The following is a 17,410-nucleotide window of genomic DNA, read 5'->3' on the forward strand; positions in this document are numbered from 1 at the left end:
CTGTATTATTATCTGAACGCAGATCTGCGGGCAGTTTTCGGTCGTTTTCATTCTGACACATGATTGCTATGCCCGCGCTGACGCCGCGCAAGGACGCATGCCATGACGACACTTACGCTCTACAATACCCGCACCCGGGCCAAAGAGGCCTTTCAGCCGATCAATCCGGAAAACGTGCGCATGTATGTCTGCGGGCCGACCGTATATGACCGCGCGCACCTGGGCAACGCGCGTCCGGTGATTGTATTCGACGTGTTATTTCGCCTGCTGCGGCATGTGTACGGGCCGGAGCATGTGACCTATGTGCGCAATTTCACGGATGTGGATGACAAGATCAACGCCGAGGCGCAGCGTCGAAAAGATGCCGGCGCGCCCGGAACCCTGGAAGAGCTGATCCGCGAGCGTTCGGATGAGACGATCGCCTGGTATCTGGAGGACACAAAAGCCCTCGGCACGCTGGAGCCTGATCACATGCCGCGCGCCACGGAATATATCGCGCAGATGGTCGCGATGATCGAAACGCTCATCGCGCAGGGCCATGCCTATGTCGCCGAGGGGCATGTGCTTTTTGCCGTCGACAGCTGGAAAGAAGACTATGGCCGGCTCTCGGGCCGGTCGGTTGATGACATGATCGCCGGCGCGCGGGTCGAGGTCGCGCCTTACAAGCGCAACCCGATGGATTTCGTGCTCTGGAAGCCCTCGGGCGAGGATCTGCCGGGGTGGGACAGCCCCTGGAGCAGGGGGCGGCCAGGCTGGCACATCGAATGCTCCGCCATGGCAAAGGAACTGCTGGGCGACACCTTCGACATTCACGGCGGCGGCAATGATCTGATGTTCCCGCACCATGAAAACGAGATCGCCCAGAGCTGCTGCGCCAATGAGACCGAAGCGATGGCCAATGTGTGGATGCACAACGAAATGCTCCAGGTCGAGGGCAGGAAGATGTCCAAATCTCTGGGCAATTTTTTCACGGTACGCGATCTGCTGGATCAGGGGGTGCCGGGCGAGGTGATCCGCTTTGTGATGCTCTCCACCCATTACCGCAAACCGATGGACTGGACGGAGAAAAAGCGGGCGGAGGCGGAAAAGACGCTGCGCCGGTGGCGGGGTCTTGCAGCGGACATCGAGCCCGCTGCAAGCCCGGCGCCCGCGGTGATCGATGCGCTCAGTGACGATCTGAATGTGCCGGGCGCGATTGCGGCGTTGCACGGGATGGCAAGAGAGATCGAGAGCCGGCGGCGGGACGAGGTGCCAACAGGTGCGGTTGCCACTTTTGTCGCGTCGGCGCAGGTGCTGGGGCTCCTGGAGAAGAGCGCTGTGATGGGTGGATGGGCGCAGACAAAACTGGAGACACCGCAGGATGGTATCTTGATAGTTGCGGACATTCGCGTGACGCAGTCATTAGATGGGATCCGTCGACTAGCAAAAGTTTGGCGCGAGATGCGATCCAATAAGGACTTTCTGTCCGCAGACGATCTGAAAATACGACTTGCAGAACACGGAGTTGAACTAAAAGCGACTACTGAGGGTGTTGAAGTATTTGTCGCGCGGCCTTTTGATCCTGCCGCTCTGGAGGCGTTGAGATGACCGGACGCGGATACAGGGACATATCTGCGCGACGGGTGGCGGGGACGCCCCTTCATCCTTCACCGGCGCGCACCTCGCGGCGGCGGTTGTCCGGCCACGGGGCGGGCGGTGGCGGCCTGAGCACCAACCGGCCTGCATTGCGTGCCGCTGCAAATCCCGAGGGAGCCCTGCACATGCAGCGCGGCTGCCGATGCACAGTCCCGGTGCACGGATGTCATACGCCTGTCATACGCAGATCATACGCCCGTTTTCCCGCCGGAGCCCCGACATGACCCGTGAACGGCTTTACCTTTATGACACCACTCTGCGCGACGGGCAGCAGACCCAGGGCGTGCAGTTTTCCACCGAGGAAAAGCGCACCATCGCCTGCGCGCTGGATGCGCTTGGTGTGGATTACATCGAGGGCGGCTGGCCGGGTGCCAACCCGACCGACAGCGCGTTCTTTGACGCAGCACCTGAGACACGTGCGCGGATGACGGCCTTTGGCATGACCAAACGCACCGGCGTCTCCGCCGACAACGACGACGTGCTGGCCGCCGTGATGAATGCGGGCACGACCGCCGTTTGTCTCGTGGGCAAGACCCATGATTTCCACGTGCGCACAGCGCTGGGTATCGAACTCTCTGATAACACGGACAATATTTCGAAATCTATTGCCCATATCACCTCACGCAAACGCGAGGCGATTTTTGATGCGGAGCACTTTTTTGACGGCTGGAAAGCCAATCCGGAATACGCACACGAAGCGCTGCGGGCGGCATATGATGCCGGCGCGCGCTGGATCGTGCTCTGCGACACCAACGGCGGCACGCTGCCCGGTGAGGTGGGCCGGATCACGGCAGAGGTGATCGCGGCGGGCATCCCCGGCGACCGGCTCGGCATACATACCCACAACGATACCGAAAACGCGGTGGCCTGCACGCTGGCTGCGGTTGATGCCGGCGCGCGACAGATCCAGGGCACGCTCAACGGTCTGGGCGAGCGCTGCGGCAATGCCAACCTCACGGCACTGATCCCGGTGCTGCTGCTCAAGGAACCCTACGCCAGTCGCTTTGAGACAGGCGTCAGTGAAGAGGCCCTGAAGACCCTGACGCGCACGTCGCGGATGCTTGATGAGATTCTCAACCGGGTGCCGCGCGCGCAGTCTGCTTTTGTCGGCGCCTCGGCCTTTGCCCATAAGGCGGGGCTGCATGCGTCCGCGATCGTCAAAGACCCCACGACATATGAGCATATTGACCCGGCAGAGGTCGGCAATGCACGGATTATTCCGATGTCCAACCAGGCCGGGCAGTCAAACCTGCGCCGTCGCCTCGAAGCGGCCGGCCTGAAGGTGGAGAAAGGCGACCCCGCGCTCGGGCTGATCCTCGACACGATCAAGGCGCGTGAGGCCGAAGGCTATTCCTATGACACGGCACAGGCGAGCTTTGAGCTGCTGGCGCGCAGCGCGCTTGGCCGGATGCCGGAGTTTTTCGAAGTGAAACGCTACCGGGTCACGGTGGAGCGACGCAAAAACAAATATGATAAGATGATCAGCCTCTCGGAGGCTGTTGTCGTGGTCAAAGTGGATGGTGAAAAGAAGCTTTCGGTCTCGGAATCCATGGATGAAACCGGCAGCGACCGGGGCCCTGTTAACGCGCTTGCCAAAGCGCTGGCCAAGGATCTGGGGCCTTATCAGTCGATCATCGACGACATGCGGCTGGTGGATTTCAAGGTGCGGATCACCCAGGGCGGCACCGAGGCCGTGACCCGCGTCATTATCGACAGCGAAGACGGGCAGGGCCACCGCTGGTCCACTGTGGGCGTTTCGGCCAACATCGTCGATGCCTCCTTTGAGGCGCTGCTTGATGCGATCCGCTGGAAAATCCTGCGCGACCGGGGGCCTGTCGCGTGAGCCATCCATACTGGCAGGCGTTTTTTGAGCTGCACCGGGATCTGCCGCGGGAGGGACCGGGGTGTCCGGAAGATGTCGCCTGGGCAGGAGATGTGGTGCGCCTGAAACCGGATGCGCGCATTTGCGATGCGGCCTGCGGACCGGGCGCTGACATCGCGTCACTGCTTGCTGCCGCACCGGAAGGTCGTGTGACGGCGATGGACAAAACACCTGATTTTGCCGAAGTCGCCGCGCGGCGTTTTGCCGGCAATCCGCAGGTGACAGCAGGGCAGGGCGATATGGCAGAGATCACCGGGCCCTTTGATCTGATCTGGTGCGCCGGGGCCCTTTATTTTCTGGGTATCACGCCAGGATTGACCCTCTGGCGTGATGCGCTGGCACCCGGCGGGGCGGTGGTTTTCTCCGAGCCCTGCTGGTTCACTGACGACCGGCCACAGGCGGCTCGTGACGCCTGGGCGGAATACCCGCAGATGACGGATGAAGCGGGCATCCGCGAACAGGCAGAGGCCGCCGGGTATCAGGTTCTCGCCACACGCCGGGTGCCGGATCACGCATGGGAAGCCTATTACACGCCGCTTGATCCGCGCATCGCAGAGTTGCGCCCCGGAGCCGGCGAGGCGCTGAGCGGCGTTCTTGAAGAGGCCATAGCCGAGGCTGCAGCATGGCGTGCGCACCGGGACGTTTTCGGCTATCTTCTCTGCGCTGTCCGCAAAAGGTGACTTTCGACGCCGATCTCACGGCCTGTGCGGCGCTTGTTGAAAAAGCTGATCCGGAAAGGTTTGCCGCAACGATGGTCAGCCCGCCGGCTGCCCGGCCCGCGCTGTTCGCGCTTTATGCCTTTAACGTCGAGGTCTCGCGGGCGCCCTGGGTGACGGCTGAGCCGATGATCGCTGAGATGCGGCTGCAGTGGTGGCGCGATGCGCTGGAAGAAATTGCCGGTGGCGGTCCTGTGCGCCGGCACGAGGTTGTCACCCCGCTGAGCAGAATACTTGATGCGCAGGGGGCAGGGATCCTCGATCAGCTGGTGGCGGCGCGCCGCTGGGACATCGGGAAAGACGCGTTTGAAGATGCAGCCCAGATGGCGGAATATCTCGATCGCACCGCAGCCGGGCTGATGTGGGTTGCGGCCCGCGCGCTTTGCCCTGACATCGCTGGCGATGCTGCAGCGCAGGCGCGGGTGCGGCGTCCCGGCCGTGCAGCAGGCCTCGCCCGTTTTCTCCGCGCGGTGCCCGCGCTTGAGGCCGCTGGCCGGATCCCGATGGTGGATGGCCGCCCGGAGGCAATCGCCGCGCTGGCCACAGAAGCGCTGGCTGGCAGCAGACGCCCCGGCGGTCTGCCCCGCGCTGCACGACCTGCGATGACCGAAGCTTTTGCCGCGCGGGATATCCTCACACAGGCCGCGCGCGATCCGGTTCGGGTGGCCGAGGGAACGCTGGCTCTCAGCCCGCTGAAACGCAGTTTTCGCCTCTGGCAGTGGTCCTGAAATTCACCGGTTACCCAGCGCCGGGGGAGGCCAGCAGTCACGACGGAAGGAGCGCGCCCCTAAACCGTCCGGCGCCCGGGGCGGAACATGAGCCAGATCAGAGCCGAGCCGGCCAGAGCCAGAAACGGTATCATCGCCAGATTGACCGCAGCCCAGCCTTCTTCGGGTGTCCCGCCGGAGCAGTTCATCAGCCCGCCCGAGGACAGGGACGCAAGCGTGACACCGCCAAATACGATAAAGTCGTTTATCCCCTGCATGCGCCCGCGCTCTTCCGGGGTGTGCTCGCCGGCGAGCATCGTCGTGGCTCCGATGAACCCGAAATTCCAGCCGAGCCCGAGCAGAATGAGCGCAACAAAGAAATTCTCCAGCGCAACACCGGAGAGGGCCACAAGACCCGCACCCGCCAGGATCACCAGACCCGTCGCCATGATCCGCTGGGTGCCGAACCGTGCAATCAGATGGCCGGTAAAGAACGAGGGCACATACATCGCCAGAACGTGGGCGCTGACAATATCGGCCGCATGGGCCTTGTCATAACCGCAGCCGACCACCGCGAGCGGTGTCGATGTCATCACCAGATTCATCAGCGCATAGGTGACGGTGGCGCAGATGACGGCCACCGCGATGCGCGGCGTGCGCAACAGTTCGAGGCGGCTGCGCCCGCGCGGAGCATCCTTCTCAGGCGGGGCAGGCTTTGGGATGTCCAGAAACAGGAACAGAGCCGAGCCCGCGATGTTCAGCGCGATTACAGCGATATAGGTCCCGGTAAAGGGGATCACCCAGGCATCCGCCGTCAGTTTGACGATCTGCGGGCCGATAATCGCAGAGGCGAGGCCACCGGCCATTACGTAGGAAATCGCGCGGGGGCGGTAGGTGTCCGAGGCCATATCCGCCGCCGCAAAGCGGTAAAACCCGTGTGCCGAGAAATAAATGCCGGTGATCAGGCTTCCTGCGAGCAGCAGGGGAAAGGACGCGGTATACAGCCCCCAGGCGCCCACGGCACCACCGATTGCGCCCCCAGCAGCGCCCACGAAAAACCCGGCCCGCCGCCCGAACCGCTGCATGATGGCCGAGACCGGATTGGCGGCCAGCATCGAGCCCAGAACGATCAGCGTGATCGGCAGGGTGGCAAAACAGATGTTGGATGCCAGCGACTGGCCTGCGAGGCCGCCAACCACGAAAAGCATCGGCATCTGAGCCCCCAGGATCGCCTGAGCAAGCACCAGTACCACGACATTGCGCTTTGCACGGCTGTCCTGAGCGATTTCCATAAGCCCCTGACTATGCTGCGCACCGCGGCGTCGCAAGCCCCTTGTCTGTGCTGCATTTGAGGCTCACAGTGCGGCCCATGAAGCACGGTGGCACGACCCTTGTTCTGGCAGGCGCGCGCGAGGCGCACGGGGTCGTGGCCGGGCTCGCTGAAAGCGGTGAAACGGTGATCGCAAGTCTGCCGGAACCCGAACGCGGGGTGCCACCATTGCCGGTGTCTGTGCGGCAGGGCCGGTTTTCCGGTGAAGATGAGATGCGGGCCTGGATGGGCGCGCAGGATGTTCGCCGGGTTCTTGATGCCAGCCATTCCTTTGATGATGATATCAGCAACATGGCCGCGGAGATCTGCCGCGCCGACGGTATGCCTTATCTGCGTATTCTGCGCGACGGCTGGATGCACACCGCCGCCGACCGCTGGAGCCGGTTTGCCACGATCTCTGAGGCCGTTCGCACCGTGCCGCAGGACGCGCGGATCTTCAGCAACACAGGGTTCGGCAGTCTGCGCCATTACGCAGATTTTCCCGGGCAGCGGCTTTTTCTGCGCCAGACCGGACAGGCTGAGGCGACACCGCCATGGCCTTTCGTCACCATCGTCGCGGGACAGCCGCCGTTTTCCGAAGCGCAGGAGCGCGATCTTTTCACAGAACTGGCAATCACCGGGCTTATCTGCCGGGATGTGGGCGGGCCGGCCAGCTTTTCCAAACTGGCAGCGGCGCGCGCGCTGGGTCTGCCCGTCCTGATGATCAACCGTCCGGATCCGCCTCCGGACGTGACACTGGCCAGCACCGTGGCAGAGGCTCTGGCCTGGCAGGCGGCATGCCCGACATGAGATTGATTGAGACGGATGCGGATGTGGCCGAGGGGGCTGCGTGGCTTGCCCGCCGTGACCCCCGGTTTGCTGCGGCGCTGGACGTGACCGGCCCGCTGCCGCTGCGCCGCCGGCCGGACGGTTTTGCGCAACTGCTCAGCGCCATCGTCAGCCAGCAGGTGAGCGTCGCCTCGGCCCGCGCCATTCAGGAGCGGCTGAATGAGGCAGGGATGATCAGTGAGGAGGCGGTACTGGCCGTGACAGAAGAGGATCTGCGCGGCCTTGGTCTGAGCCGTCAGAAAGCCCGCTATACCCACGCGCTGGCCCATGCCGCTATTGATTATGACGTGCTGCGTGAGGCCCCTGACGCAGAGATTGTGAAAACGCTGACCGCAGTGCCGGGCATCGGTGTCTGGACGGCTGAAATCTATGCGATGTTCAGCCTGGGGCGCAGGGATGTCTTCGCCGCCGGCGATCTGGCGCTGCAGGAAGCGGCCCGGGTGTTGTTTGACCTGCCTGAGCGTCCGGCCGAACGCGACCTGCGCGCCATGGCTGCGGACTGGTCGCCCTGGCGGTCGGTTGCAGCGCGTCTGCTCTTTTCGTACTACAGGCACGCAAAACAAAGGGACGGGATCACATGACACGTGTACTGAATGCAGAGCGCCGCGCGCCGGTTTCGGGCGACACACGCTCGGTTGTGGTTTTCCTGCACGGATACGGGGCCAACGGCGCCGATCTGCTGGGGCTTGCCGACCCGCTGGGCGAACACCTGCCGGACACGCTTTTCGTGGCGCCCGATGCGCCGGAAGCCTGTGCCGGCGCGCCGATGGGGTTTCAGTGGTTTCCGATCCCCTGGATCGATAACTCCTCCGAAGAGGAGAGCATGCGCGGGATGGCTCAGGCGGTGGATGATCTCAATGCCTTTCTCGATGCGCTGATGGTGGATGAAGATGTGCTGCCTGAGCAGGTGGTGCTTTTCGGCTTTTCGCAGGGCACGATGATGGCCCTGCATGTCGCGCCGCGGCGTGAAGATGAAATCGCAGGCATCGTTGCTTTCTCGGGACGTTTGCTGAGCCCGGAGACCCTGGCCGATGATGTGGTTGTCCGTCCGCCTGTGCTGCTGGTGCATGGCGACATGGATGATGTTGTGCCGCCGCAGTCCCTGCCCGAGGCAGCAGAGGCGCTGCAGGAGGCTGGCTGGCAGGATGTCTTCGCACATATCATGAAAGGCACCGGCCACGGGATCGCGCCTGACGGCCTGTCTGTGGCGCTCGCATTCATGCGTGATAAACTCAGCCTCTGACCGGCTGCACAGGCTCTGAGGCCATCCGCGGGGTTTGACAATCAGCGTGAAACTGGCTGTTGTTAATCTGCGAAACAAGCGCATCAATATCGGTCGGAAGCTATGCCGGGCACACTCAGAACAACAGTCGATGAGCTTTATACCGGCTCAACGCGCCGCGCCGAACGCTTTCGTTATGCACTGATCGCTTTTGACCTGATCACCATCATGGCTTTTCTGGTCACCGCGCCGATGGAGCAGACGCGCGCAATGGAAGTGACAGGTCTGCTGATCGGGATACTGATCGCGATGGATTTTGCTGCCCGGCTGTGGATTGCGCCGGACCGTCGGGCGATGCTGTGCAAAATCTACACACTGGCCGATGCGGTGGTGATCGTGTCGCTGCTGATTACGCCGTTTATCCATCAGAATATCGCCTTTCTGCGGATTTTGCGCGGGCTGCGGATCATTCATTCCTACCACCTGCTCCGGGATCTGCGGCGCGCCAGCGTGCTATTCCGGCGGCATGAGGATACGGTCATTGCTGTGGTAAACCTCTTTGTTTTTGTGTTTTTCACCACGTCCGTCGTGCATGCTATTTTTGCCGATAAGGCGGCCGGGCTGGACGGCTACATTGATGCGCTCTATTTCACGGTGACCACGCTCACAACAACCGGATACGGCGACATCACCCCGCAGACGACCGGTGGCAAGCTGATGTCTGTTCTGATCATGCTGGTCGGGGTGGCATTGTTTGTCCAGCTGGCGCGCGCGATCATTCAGCCGGTCAAGGTAAACATGAAATGCCAGACCTGCGGACTGCTGAAGCACGACCCGGATGCCGTGCACTGCAAGCATTGCGGCGAGGTTGTTCACATCGAGACTTCCGGCCAGACCTGAGCGCAGCAGCGGGCATGACCTCAGGTCTGCGGACAGGGCGGGGCCACTGACGGGCAGCAGCCACCGGGGTCCGTTCCGTCGCCCGAAATGACCCGCAGACGAGAAAGAAGAACCTGAAAACTGCGCCTGTGGATAACTGTCATATGCCTGTCATCCGGGCATCCTGACAAATGTGCGACATCTTGTGGTCACTCAGGGGCTTGCCAGCTTGAGACCACGATATATAGTCAGCTTATCGGCGGGGCTGGCCCGCCGGACCGGACGCGGAACGGAAGGGTTGCGTATAGTTATGGATGGCGATTTCAGAACAGATTTTACGCGGAACCCCGCCGCACTCAGACACCGCCCCGCGCTTGTGCTGAATGCGGATTACCGTCCGCTGAGTTATTATCCGCTGTCGCTCTGGCCGTGGCAGGAGGCTGTCAAAGCGGCCTGGCTTGACCGGGTAGATATTGTCGCCGAGTACGAAGACATCGTCCGCTCTCCAAGTACCGAGATCAGAATCCCCTCGGTGGTCGTTCTCAAAGACTACGTGAAACCTCAAAAGCGCGTGGCCTTCACGCGCTTTAATTTATTTCTGCGCGACGAATTCCGCTGCCAGTACTGCGGCGCGCGCGGAGAACTTACGTTTGACCATGTGGTGCCGCGCGCATCCGGCGGCGTGACCAGCTGGCAGAACGTGGTCGCCGCCTGCAGCCCCTGTAACCTGAAAAAAGGCTCCAAACCGCTGCACCGCACGGGCATGGCGCTGCGTCGGCCGCCACGGCAGCCGGGCGCTGAAGAGCTGCGGAATATGGGTCGTAAATTTCCCCCGGGCTATCTGCATGACAGCTGGATGGATTTCCTCTACTGGGATGCTGAGCTGCAGGCGTGACGGCTTTCCGCCGGGCAGAAATGCGATGAACATAAAAAAAGGCAGAGCGGGTGCTCTGCCTTTTCGTGTTTCCGGGATGTCAGAACCGGTACTTACTCGTCGAATTTGGCAACGACGTTATCCGCAAAGGCATCCAGCATTGCCTGATAGTACACTTCACTGCCCATGGTCAGATCAGCAGTCTGCGTGCCGTCGGGATAATAGGCCACAGCCTGTTCGGCGCTGACGGTCAGGGTATAGTCGATTTTGTTGAACAGCCCCGGCGCGTCGATTTCCACATCACCGATCAGTTTGCTGTCTGCGACGCCGATCGCCTGGGTAAAGCTGTTGGCGAGCTCAACAGAATTGATCTGCACTTCAATGCTTGCACCATTTTCTCCGATCTTCGAGACGAGCCGTTCTGCAATCTCGGTTTCCAGATCGTCGCTGATCGATGTCCAGACCTGAGCCGCTTCGATGTTCTCAAGTGCTGTCAGGTCCGCTTCGACCTCAATAGACTGTACATCGGCCCGGGCGGCCATTGAGGTTGCCATCAGAAGTGCGGCGGCGGTCATCGTGAAACGTGTCATCATCTTACTCCTTCAAAATCGCCCCTGATGCGGGGCGTTCGGGAGTTGAACTGCCGGGAAATGACGGTTGTTCCGCAGCGCCGCCCGGCCAGGCGGCTTTCCGCGCAGGGCGTGCGCAGACGAGATGCCTGCCACCCGGTCCGACACCGCGCAGAAAATGATGACCTCGTGCTGTATAAAACCGGATCTGGCAGCCACGACGCTGCCTCGTGTCTATCCGCCTAAAATGCCGTCCATATTCTGGAGGACCCCGATGATCAGAAATACCCCGGCAAAGAGGAGAATGGTAAAGACAAAGAGCTGGAACAGGATGGCACTTACGCCAAGTCCGACCGCAAAAAGGGCCGGGCGCCCGGGCTCGCGCCGGATCAGGCCGATCAGACCGAGGACGACCGCCAGCCCGGCCAGAATAGTGGCTCCCGCAATAAGCAACTGGTCGATATCGCGTTCCGGCACTTCAGGCGGCGGGTTCCCGATCCCCCGCAGAGCTTTCGTTGCAGAAAGGCGGATCTCTGCTGCGAGCTCTCCGATTGCCACGCCCGCACTCTGCTGCGGCGCAAACGGGCCTGCCCAGAGGTGAATGACCATGATCATCATTGCAATCACGCCAATCAGAAAGCCTGCTGTGCCTGCATTCGCCTGAAAGTGGAAATCTTCAGTCTTGATCATACCGGTACTCCGTTCCGGCACGGGTCTGACGGAGCAATGTGGCTGTGGTATGACGATTCAGCGCCATGCCACGGGCGCCGTGGGGCGCGAGACCGGGCCCTCAGGCAGCAAGATCAATCCAGACCGGCACGTGATCAGAGGGTTTGTCGCGGCCGCGGGTCTCTTTGTCGATCTGGCAGTCTCTCAGCATGTCTGCGGCCTGCGGGCTGAGCAGCAGGTGATCGATGCGAATGCCGTTGTTCCGGTTCCAGGCGCCGGCCTGGTAATCCCAGAAGCTGTAGTGTCCCGGACCCTGGGTGCGTGCGCGAAAGGCTTCGGTAAGGCCGAGATTAAGCAGCCGGCGGAAAGCAGTCCTGCTCTCAGGCCGGAACAGCGCATCCTCGCGCCAGCTTTCCGGTGTCGCGGCGTCTTCTGCCTGGGGAATGATGTTGTAATCCCCGGCCATCACAAAAGGGATCTCTTCGGCCAGCAGCGCACGTGCGCGGTCTTCGAGCCGAGCCATCCACGCCAGCTTGTAGTCGTATTTAGGCCCGGGTGCCGGGTTGCCGTTGGGCAGATAGAGGCCGCAGAGGCGGATCGCGTCATGATCTCCCACCACGGTCGCTTCGATATAACGGGCCTGATCGTCGTCGGGGTCGCCGGGCAGGCCGCGCGTTACATCTTCCAGTGGCAGCTTTGACAGGATCGCGACCCCGTTAAAGCTCTTTTGCCCGTGTGTTTCGACGTTATAACCGCGTTCTTCGAATATCTCGCGGGGGAAGTTCTCATCGACGGATTTGATCTCCTGCAACAGCGCCACATCGGGTTTCGCCTCGTCAAGCCACGCGGGCAGGGCGTCGATGCGGGCTTTGATCCCGTTAATATTGAAGGTTGCTATTTTCACCACCGATCCCCCGTTTTTCATCACCGGGTATCGCCGATGCAGGCAGAGCGCGCAACAGCTTCCGCCGGAGACTGCCCGCCCGACCCGGTGCGCGGGCTGTGATTCTCGTTAACCATTATTCGCGAAGGATCAGGAATGGTTAATATCAACAGGGTTATCCACCTGTGGATAAATTATTTTCAGTGCAGGATCCGGGCGAAAACCCCGCCAGCCCGGTGAGATTGCGACCACCCAGGACCTGTGGATAACGGTGTATTAACAGAGCGTTAACGAGAAATTATCTTTGAGTTTCCCGCATTGCGGGCAAACGTTAACGGGCGATCTGAAACTCACACCAAAGGGATACGAAATGACCACCAACACAGCACTCCGCCTTGATCTCGCCACAGCAACCTCCGCACCAAGCGCCGATATGCACGGCGGCGAAGCCACTGCACTTTTCACCACATCAATGGCACCCCGGGGCACAAATATGCTCAGCGGTGCGGGCACGGAACTCTTCACCACCTCCATGGGGCCCGCGGGCGACACCATGACCGGCGGGCAGACCGGGCTCTACACCACGTCCATGGTCAGCGGCGGCGATGTTCTGTCAGGTGAGGCAACAGGGCTCTTCACCACATCGATGACACCGGCCTGAGCAGTCAGACCGGCGCTCTCGCAGCTATGATGGCCGGGGGAGCGCCGGGATGCACCTTACGACACGTGAAATACACCCCGGGGGGATCCGCAGATGAACAAAGTTGTACCTATCGGTCTGCCGAAACGGCCCGGGCTTGCCGTCCGACAGGCGCTGCTGCTTGAAAACTTTGCCCTCAACCGCCGGGATAGTGGTGATGTTTACTGGCTCAAAGAAAATGCCGAACTTCTGAACATACTGCGCAACTCCGGAGCCGGATTACTGCCGGATGCGCTTGAGGTTTATGCCACGTTTTACGACACTCTCGAAGAGAGGCTGCAGTTTTTCCCGCAGTACTACCGGTTTCTGCTGTCCATCGGCCTTGATCTGGAAGACCTCGGGATGACAGGCGACACCGGGGCGCGCCTTTGCCAGCGCGTCGCCGACAGCGATTATGCAGCCGCAGAGCTTTCCGATCTGCAGCGCGCAGAAGCCCGGCATTTACTGGCCCGGCGCGGGCAGGCGGGCAGTGATCCGCAACTGAACGGGCGCCTGCATGACTTCATAAACACACCGCAAACATTTGCTTTACCGAATAAAAAAGCAGCCTACGAGCTCACGCACATCGTCTTTTACCTTTCTGATTACGGTCGGGTCGTTCCCGATCTTGCGCCCGAGGCGATGATCAGTCTTGAGTTTGCGGGGCTGCTCGCCTGGCTTGATCAGGACGTGGATCTGCTGGCGGAGGTCTGCATCGCAATCCGGTTCGCCGGGGGTACGCCCGGCAGGATCTGGGAAGACTGGCTTTCCAGCGAAAGCGCGGGATTTGTTCTGCTGCCTGACAGCCCGGACGGCGGACAGGACGCGTATCACGAATACCTCGTCACCGGCTGGTGGGCGTCGCAGACCGGTGCCGCCCCGTTTCCCGGCATCCCCGACCGTCGCGGGCTCAGCATCTGCCGGGTCGCTGCCGCGCGCGGACCATTGCGCAGCATATCAGAATATATGTTCCGTCTCGGGGATGCGCGCAGCAGTGACTGGGGCCAGATGCGTGGACTTCTGCAATCCGTCCTGCCCGAGGATGAGCATCGTATTCTGGAAGGGGCCGCAGCATCATCAGATGCCTTTGATGAATTCTTTCATGGATTTGCGCGCGCCGGAAACTGATCTGAATCAGCACTCTGCACGGCGATGTTCATCCTACATCGAAAATGATGTACCACAGCCGCACGAGCTGGTGGCATTGGGGTTTTCGATAACGAACCGTGCCCCGATGAGTTCTTCGGTAAAATCGATCACCGCATCCGTCAGAAACGGCAGCGACACTGCATCGACGACCACCTTCTGACCCGCGCCTTCGAGAATCAGATCGTCATCCTTTGGTTCATCGAGCACAATCTCATACTGAAATCCGGAACAGCCGCCGCCTTCGACCGCGACCCGCAGAGCCTTGCCTTCGGTCGCGGCACCGATCTCGGCGAGCCGCTCAAACGCGCGGGAGGTCACTTTGGGGGGCAGCTGCATCTGCGGGCTCCGTGTAACGGTTTCATTCAACACTCACGTACAATATAGAAAGTCACAGGACAGGCCACAAGGACCGGCGGTATGACAGCGCTCTTTGCTTCTGATCCTGCGACTGCCAGGGGACGGCGGTTCGCGGAAGAGGAAAGCACCTTCCGTTCGTGTTTTCAGCGCGATCGGGACAGAATTATTCACGCCAGCGCCTTTCGCCGGCTCAAGCATAAAACCCAGGTTTTTATCGAGCATGAGGGTGATTATTACCGCACGCGGCTGACCCATTCGATCGAAGTGGCGCAGGTGGCGCGCACGATCTCAGGCGCGCTGGGGCTCAACGCTGAACTGACCGAGGCCGTTGCCCTCGCGCATGATCTGGGCCACACGCCTTTCGGGCACACGGGTGAGGATGCGCTTGCCGCTCTGATGGCGCCCTACGGCGGGTTCGATCACAATGCTCAGGCGATCCGCATCGTGACCCATCTGGAGCGTCATTATGCCGATTTTGACGGGCTCAACCTGACGTGGGAAACGCTGGAGGGGCTTGCCAAGCACAACGGGCCCGTCACTGGCGAGATCCCCTGGGCGCTGGCCGCCTGCAATGCCGAGATCGATCTGGAACTGCACACCCATGCCAGCGCCGAAGCCCAGGTCGCTGCGATTGCCGATGACGTCGCCTATAACCACCACGATCTGCATGACGGGTTGCGTGCGGAGCTGTTCTCAACTGACGAATTGGCTGAGCTGCCCGTTCTGGACCGGTGTTTCGGCCGGGTAGACGATCTCTATCCGGGGCTCAATTACTACCGGCGCCGTCACGAGGCGCTCCGGCGGTTTTTTGGTGTGCTCGTTGAGGACGTGATCCGTTTTGCGCAGGAACGACTTGCGGAGATCGGACCGCAGTCAGTGCATGATGTGCGGGCCGCAGGCCGTCCGGTGATCCGTTTTTCGGACGGGATGTTTTCAGATCTGAAGATCATCCGCGCTTTCCTTTTTGAACGCATGTACCGCGCGCCCAGCGTTGTGGAAATGCGCGCCGAGGTGACCGATGTGGTTAACGGGCTCTTTCCCCTCTTTATGGCGCACCCTGACCAGTTGCCAAAGCAGTGGCGCAGAGATGTGGAAGAGGCGGACACCGGGACTGCGCTCGCGCGGATCGTGTCGGATTATATCTCGGGCATGACCGACCGCTTTGCCCTGCAGGAGCATGAACGGCTGATCGGCCTTGGCTGAGCGTGGTTGACCCGGGCCTGCGGCGTGATACACCGCGCGCAACCTCGTGCCGTTTGTGCCAAAGGAACCGGAAATGAACCTCTTTGCTGATATCCGCGATCTGGTGATCGAAACGCTGACTGCTCTGCAGGCTGAGGGCGCGCTGCCGGACGGTCTGGCGATGGACAACGTGACGGTAGAGCCTCCGCGCGATGCAGCCCATGGTGATATGGCGACAAATGCGGCCATGGTGCTGGCAAAACCGGCCGGTATGAAGCCGCGCGATATCGCCGGGGCGCTGGCGGAAAAGCTGTTGGCCGATGACCGGATCACATCGGCCGATGTTGCGGGCCCCGGGTTTCTCAATCTGCGCCTGGCACCGTCGGTCTGGCAGTCAGTGGTGAAGACAGTGCTGGAAACCGGTCCGGATTTCGGACGCGGCAGCCTCGGGCAGGGGACCCGGGTGAATGTCGAGTATGTGTCGGCCAACCCGACCGGTCCGCTGCACGTGGGTCATACCCGTGGGGCGGTTTTCGGCGACGCGCTGGCCTCGCTGCTGGATTTCGCGGGCTTTGACGTGACACGTGAGTATTACATCAACGACGGTGGTGCGCAGGTCGATGTTCTCGCCCGCTCGGTCTATAACCGCTATCTTGAGGCGCATGATCTCTCCGTCGACTGGCCCGAGGGGACCTATCCCGGGGATTACCTGATTGAGGTGGGGGAAAAGCTCAAAGAACTCAAAGGTGATGCCTTCGTGGACCAGCCAGAAGAGGTCTGGCTCGAAGACGTGCGCAATTTTGCCACCGACGCGATGATGGACCTGATCCGCGCTGACCTCAAAGCGCTCGGCGTGGAGATGGATGTCTTTTACTCGGAAAAATCGCTCTATGGCACCGGCCGGATCGAGGCGGCGATTGACGATCTGCGCGGCAAGGGGCTGATATATGAAGGCGTGCTTGAGCCGCCCAAGGGCAAAAAGCCCGAAGACTGGGAGCCGCGCGAGCAGACGCTGTTCAAATCTACTGAGCACGGGGACGATGTGGACCGTCCGGTGATGAAATCCGACGGCAGCTGGACCTATTTTGCGCCGGATATCGCTTATCACTACGATAAGGTTTCGCGCGGGTTCGACGCGCTGATCGACGTTTTCGGTGCGGATCACGGTGGGTATGTCAAACGGATGAAGGCGGCGGTTTCGGCGCTGTCCGACGGGAAAGTGTCGCTTGATATCAAACTGACGCAGCTGGTGAAGCTCTTCAAGAACGGTGAGCCTTTTAAGATGTCCAAACGGGCAGGGACCTTTGTGACCCTGCGCGACGTGGTCGATCAGGTCGGCCCGGACGTGACGCGCTTTGTCATGCTGACCCGTAAGAACGACGCGATGCTGGATTTCGATTTCGACAGGGTGCTGGAGCAAAGCCGTGAAAACCCTGTGTTTTACGTGCAGTATGCGCACGCGCGCGTGGCTTCGGTGATGCGCAAAGCGGGTGAGGCCGGCGTCGATGTCAGCGATGCGACGCTGGCTGCTGCGGACCTGAGCCTGCTCAGTCACGAGGCGGAACTGGCGATGGCCGGCAAGCTTGCGGAATGGCCACGCATGGTCGAGACGGCCGCGCGCAGCAACGAGCCGCACCGGATCGCCTTCTATCTCTATGATCTCGCAGGCAGCTTTCACGCTCTCTGGAACCGGGGCAATGACGAGACCTCGCTGCGCTTTGTGCAGGACGACCCGAATGTCACACAGTCGAAAATTGCGCTTGCACGGGCCGTCAGCGTTGTAATTGCAGCCGGTCTTGGTATTCTTGGCGTCACACCGGCGCAGGAAATGCGGTAACAAACCGCCGCC

At 61.2% G+C, this 17,410-nt stretch carries 18 protein-coding genes; 13 read left to right on the forward strand and 5 right to left on the reverse strand.

The features are described from left to right. The first annotated feature begins 102 nt into the window (after nt 1-102). The 4 genes from cysS (at nt 103) to G3256_RS07170 (ending at nt 4,961) form a co-directional block, all read left to right on the forward strand. Nucleotides 103-1,587, forward strand: coding sequence for a cysteine--tRNA ligase (gene cysS / locus G3256_RS07155; protein WP_169640162.1), 1,485 nt, complete (start codon nt 103-105; stop codon nt 1,585-1,587). 268 nt (nt 1,588-1,855) lie between these two features. Next, complete coding sequence (gene cimA, locus G3256_RS07160) at nt 1,856-3,478, forward strand: citramalate synthase (RefSeq protein ID WP_169640163.1); 1,623 nt, start codon at nt 1,856-1,858, stop codon at nt 3,476-3,478. Then, a complete protein-coding gene (locus tag G3256_RS07165) occupies nt 3,475-4,197 on the forward strand; it encodes a class I SAM-dependent methyltransferase (RefSeq protein ID WP_169640164.1) in 723 nt (240 codons plus the stop codon). The genes cimA and G3256_RS07165 overlap by 4 nt, the downstream gene beginning before the upstream one ends. Continuing rightward, nucleotides 4,194-4,961: a squalene/phytoene synthase family protein gene (locus G3256_RS07170; protein ID WP_169640165.1), complete on the forward strand. Its 768-nt coding sequence runs from the start codon at nt 4,194-4,196 to the stop codon at nt 4,959-4,961. The genes G3256_RS07165 and G3256_RS07170 overlap by 4 nt, the downstream gene beginning before the upstream one ends. A gap of 59 nt (nt 4,962-5,020) precedes the next feature. Here the strand turns inward: G3256_RS07170 and G3256_RS07175 are convergent, their stop codons facing one another. Then, the gene (locus G3256_RS07175) at nt 5,021-6,232 is read right to left on the reverse strand and encodes an MFS transporter (protein WP_169640166.1); all 1,212 of its coding nucleotides are present in this window, start codon (nt 6,230-6,232) and stop codon (nt 5,021-5,023) included. A gap of 77 nt (nt 6,233-6,309) precedes the next feature. On the opposite strand from G3256_RS07175, the gene G3256_RS07180 reads away from it, so the two are divergent. From G3256_RS07180 to G3256_RS07200, 5 genes are all read left to right on the forward strand, one after another. Continuing rightward, entirely contained in the window at nt 6,310-7,059 is a 750-nt protein-coding gene (locus G3256_RS07180) for a precorrin-6A/cobalt-precorrin-6A reductase (RefSeq protein WP_169640167.1), read from the forward strand. After that, on the forward strand, nt 7,056-7,679 hold the full coding sequence (locus tag G3256_RS07185; RefSeq protein WP_425501536.1) for a DNA-3-methyladenine glycosylase family protein: 624 nt from the start codon (nt 7,056-7,058) through the stop codon (nt 7,677-7,679). Before G3256_RS07180 ends, G3256_RS07185 begins: the two co-directional genes overlap by 4 nt. Then, nucleotides 7,676-8,341, forward strand: coding sequence for an alpha/beta hydrolase (locus G3256_RS07190; RefSeq protein ID WP_169640169.1), 666 nt, complete (start codon nt 7,676-7,678; stop codon nt 8,339-8,341). Before G3256_RS07185 ends, G3256_RS07190 begins: the two co-directional genes overlap by 4 nt. Nucleotides 8,342-8,443: 102 nt before the next feature. Further along, nucleotides 8,444-9,220, forward strand: coding sequence for a potassium channel family protein (locus G3256_RS07195; RefSeq protein ID WP_169640170.1), 777 nt, complete (start codon nt 8,444-8,446; stop codon nt 9,218-9,220). Between the two features lie 289 nt (nt 9,221-9,509). Further along, nucleotides 9,510-10,094 (forward strand): HNH endonuclease, encoded by a 585-nt coding sequence (locus G3256_RS07200; protein ID WP_169640171.1) that lies wholly within the window; start codon nt 9,510-9,512, stop codon nt 10,092-10,094. A 92-nt stretch (nt 10,095-10,186) separates the two neighbouring features. On the opposite strand, the gene G3256_RS07205 is transcribed toward G3256_RS07200, so the two are convergent. The 3 genes from G3256_RS07205 to xth all read right to left on the reverse strand — a co-directional run bounded on the left by G3256_RS07205 (nt 10,187) and on the right by xth (nt 12,215). Then, nucleotides 10,187-10,663, reverse strand: a complete 477-nt coding sequence (locus tag G3256_RS07205) for a hypothetical protein (protein ID WP_169640172.1) — start codon at nt 10,661-10,663, stop codon at nt 10,187-10,189. Nucleotides 10,664-10,876: 213 nt separating this feature from the next. Next, entirely contained in the window at nt 10,877-11,332 is a 456-nt protein-coding gene (locus G3256_RS07210; RefSeq protein ID WP_169640173.1) for a hypothetical protein, read from the reverse strand. A gap of 100 nt (nt 11,333-11,432) precedes the next feature. Further along, entirely contained in the window at nt 11,433-12,215 is a 783-nt protein-coding gene (gene xth / locus G3256_RS07215; protein ID WP_169640174.1) for an exodeoxyribonuclease III, read from the reverse strand. Between the two features lie 349 nt (nt 12,216-12,564). Between xth and G3256_RS07220 the strand changes: the two genes are divergently transcribed. Further along, a complete protein-coding gene (locus G3256_RS07220; protein WP_169640175.1) occupies nt 12,565-12,855 on the forward strand; it encodes a DUF6749 family protein in 291 nt (96 codons plus the stop codon). A gap of 93 nt (nt 12,856-12,948) precedes the next feature. Next, nucleotides 12,949-14,001 (forward strand): DUF6902 family protein, encoded by a 1,053-nt coding sequence (locus tag G3256_RS07225; protein WP_169640176.1) that lies wholly within the window; start codon nt 12,949-12,951, stop codon nt 13,999-14,001. Nucleotides 14,002-14,034: 33 nt separating this feature from the next. Here G3256_RS07225 and G3256_RS07230 read toward each other — a convergent pair whose 3' ends face one another. Further along, nucleotides 14,035-14,358, reverse strand: a complete 324-nt coding sequence (locus tag G3256_RS07230; RefSeq protein WP_169640177.1) for a HesB/IscA family protein — start codon at nt 14,356-14,358, stop codon at nt 14,035-14,037. 81 nt (nt 14,359-14,439) lie between these two features. Here G3256_RS07230 and G3256_RS07235 point away from each other — a divergent pair, with 81 nt between their 5' ends. Together G3256_RS07235 and argS are read left to right on the forward strand one after the other, a co-directional pair. Next, a complete protein-coding gene (locus tag G3256_RS07235) occupies nt 14,440-15,582 on the forward strand; it encodes a deoxyguanosinetriphosphate triphosphohydrolase (protein ID WP_169640178.1) in 1,143 nt (380 codons plus the stop codon). A gap of 73 nt (nt 15,583-15,655) precedes the next feature. Continuing rightward, on the forward strand, nt 15,656-17,398 hold the full coding sequence (gene argS, locus G3256_RS07240) for an arginine--tRNA ligase (protein ID WP_169640179.1): 1,743 nt from the start codon (nt 15,656-15,658) through the stop codon (nt 17,396-17,398). The last annotated feature ends 12 nt before the right edge of the window (nt 17,399-17,410 follow it).

Source organism: Roseobacter ponti (assembly GCF_012932215.1).
Classification (GTDB): Bacteria; Pseudomonadota; Alphaproteobacteria; order Rhodobacterales; family Rhodobacteraceae; genus Roseobacter; species Roseobacter ponti.

Excerpts from the sequence above, each read along its gene's own strand:
- cysS (WP_169640162.1), top strand. The coding sequence starts at position 103 with ATGACGACACTTACGCTCTACAATACCCGCACCCGGGCCAAAGAGGCC.
- cimA (WP_169640163.1), top strand. The coding sequence starts at position 1,856 with ATGACCCGTGAACGGCTTTACCTTTATGACACCACTCTGCGCGACGGG.
- G3256_RS07175 (WP_169640166.1), bottom strand. The coding sequence starts at position 6,232 with ATGGAAATCGCTCAGGACAGCCGTGCAAAGCGCAATGTCGTGGTACTG.
- G3256_RS07180 (WP_169640167.1), top strand. The coding sequence starts at position 6,310 with ATGAAGCACGGTGGCACGACCCTTGTTCTGGCAGGCGCGCGCGAGGCG.
- G3256_RS07185 (WP_425501536.1), top strand. The coding sequence starts at position 7,056 with ATGAGATTGATTGAGACGGATGCGGATGTGGCCGAGGGGGCTGCGTGG.
- G3256_RS07190 (WP_169640169.1), top strand. The coding sequence starts at position 7,676 with ATGACACGTGTACTGAATGCAGAGCGCCGCGCGCCGGTTTCGGGCGAC.
- G3256_RS07195 (WP_169640170.1), top strand. The coding sequence starts at position 8,444 with ATGCCGGGCACACTCAGAACAACAGTCGATGAGCTTTATACCGGCTCA.
- G3256_RS07200 (WP_169640171.1), top strand. The coding sequence starts at position 9,510 with ATGGATGGCGATTTCAGAACAGATTTTACGCGGAACCCCGCCGCACTC.
- G3256_RS07205 (WP_169640172.1), bottom strand. The coding sequence starts at position 10,663 with ATGACACGTTTCACGATGACCGCCGCCGCACTTCTGATGGCAACCTCA.
- G3256_RS07210 (WP_169640173.1), bottom strand. The coding sequence starts at position 11,332 with ATGATCAAGACTGAAGATTTCCACTTTCAGGCGAATGCAGGCACAGCA.
- G3256_RS07220 (WP_169640175.1), top strand. The coding sequence starts at position 12,565 with ATGACCACCAACACAGCACTCCGCCTTGATCTCGCCACAGCAACCTCC.
- G3256_RS07225 (WP_169640176.1), top strand. The coding sequence starts at position 12,949 with ATGAACAAAGTTGTACCTATCGGTCTGCCGAAACGGCCCGGGCTTGCC.
- G3256_RS07230 (WP_169640177.1), bottom strand. The coding sequence starts at position 14,358 with ATGCAGCTGCCCCCCAAAGTGACCTCCCGCGCGTTTGAGCGGCTCGCC.
- G3256_RS07235 (WP_169640178.1), top strand. The coding sequence starts at position 14,440 with ATGACAGCGCTCTTTGCTTCTGATCCTGCGACTGCCAGGGGACGGCGG.
- argS (WP_169640179.1), top strand. The coding sequence starts at position 15,656 with ATGAACCTCTTTGCTGATATCCGCGATCTGGTGATCGAAACGCTGACT.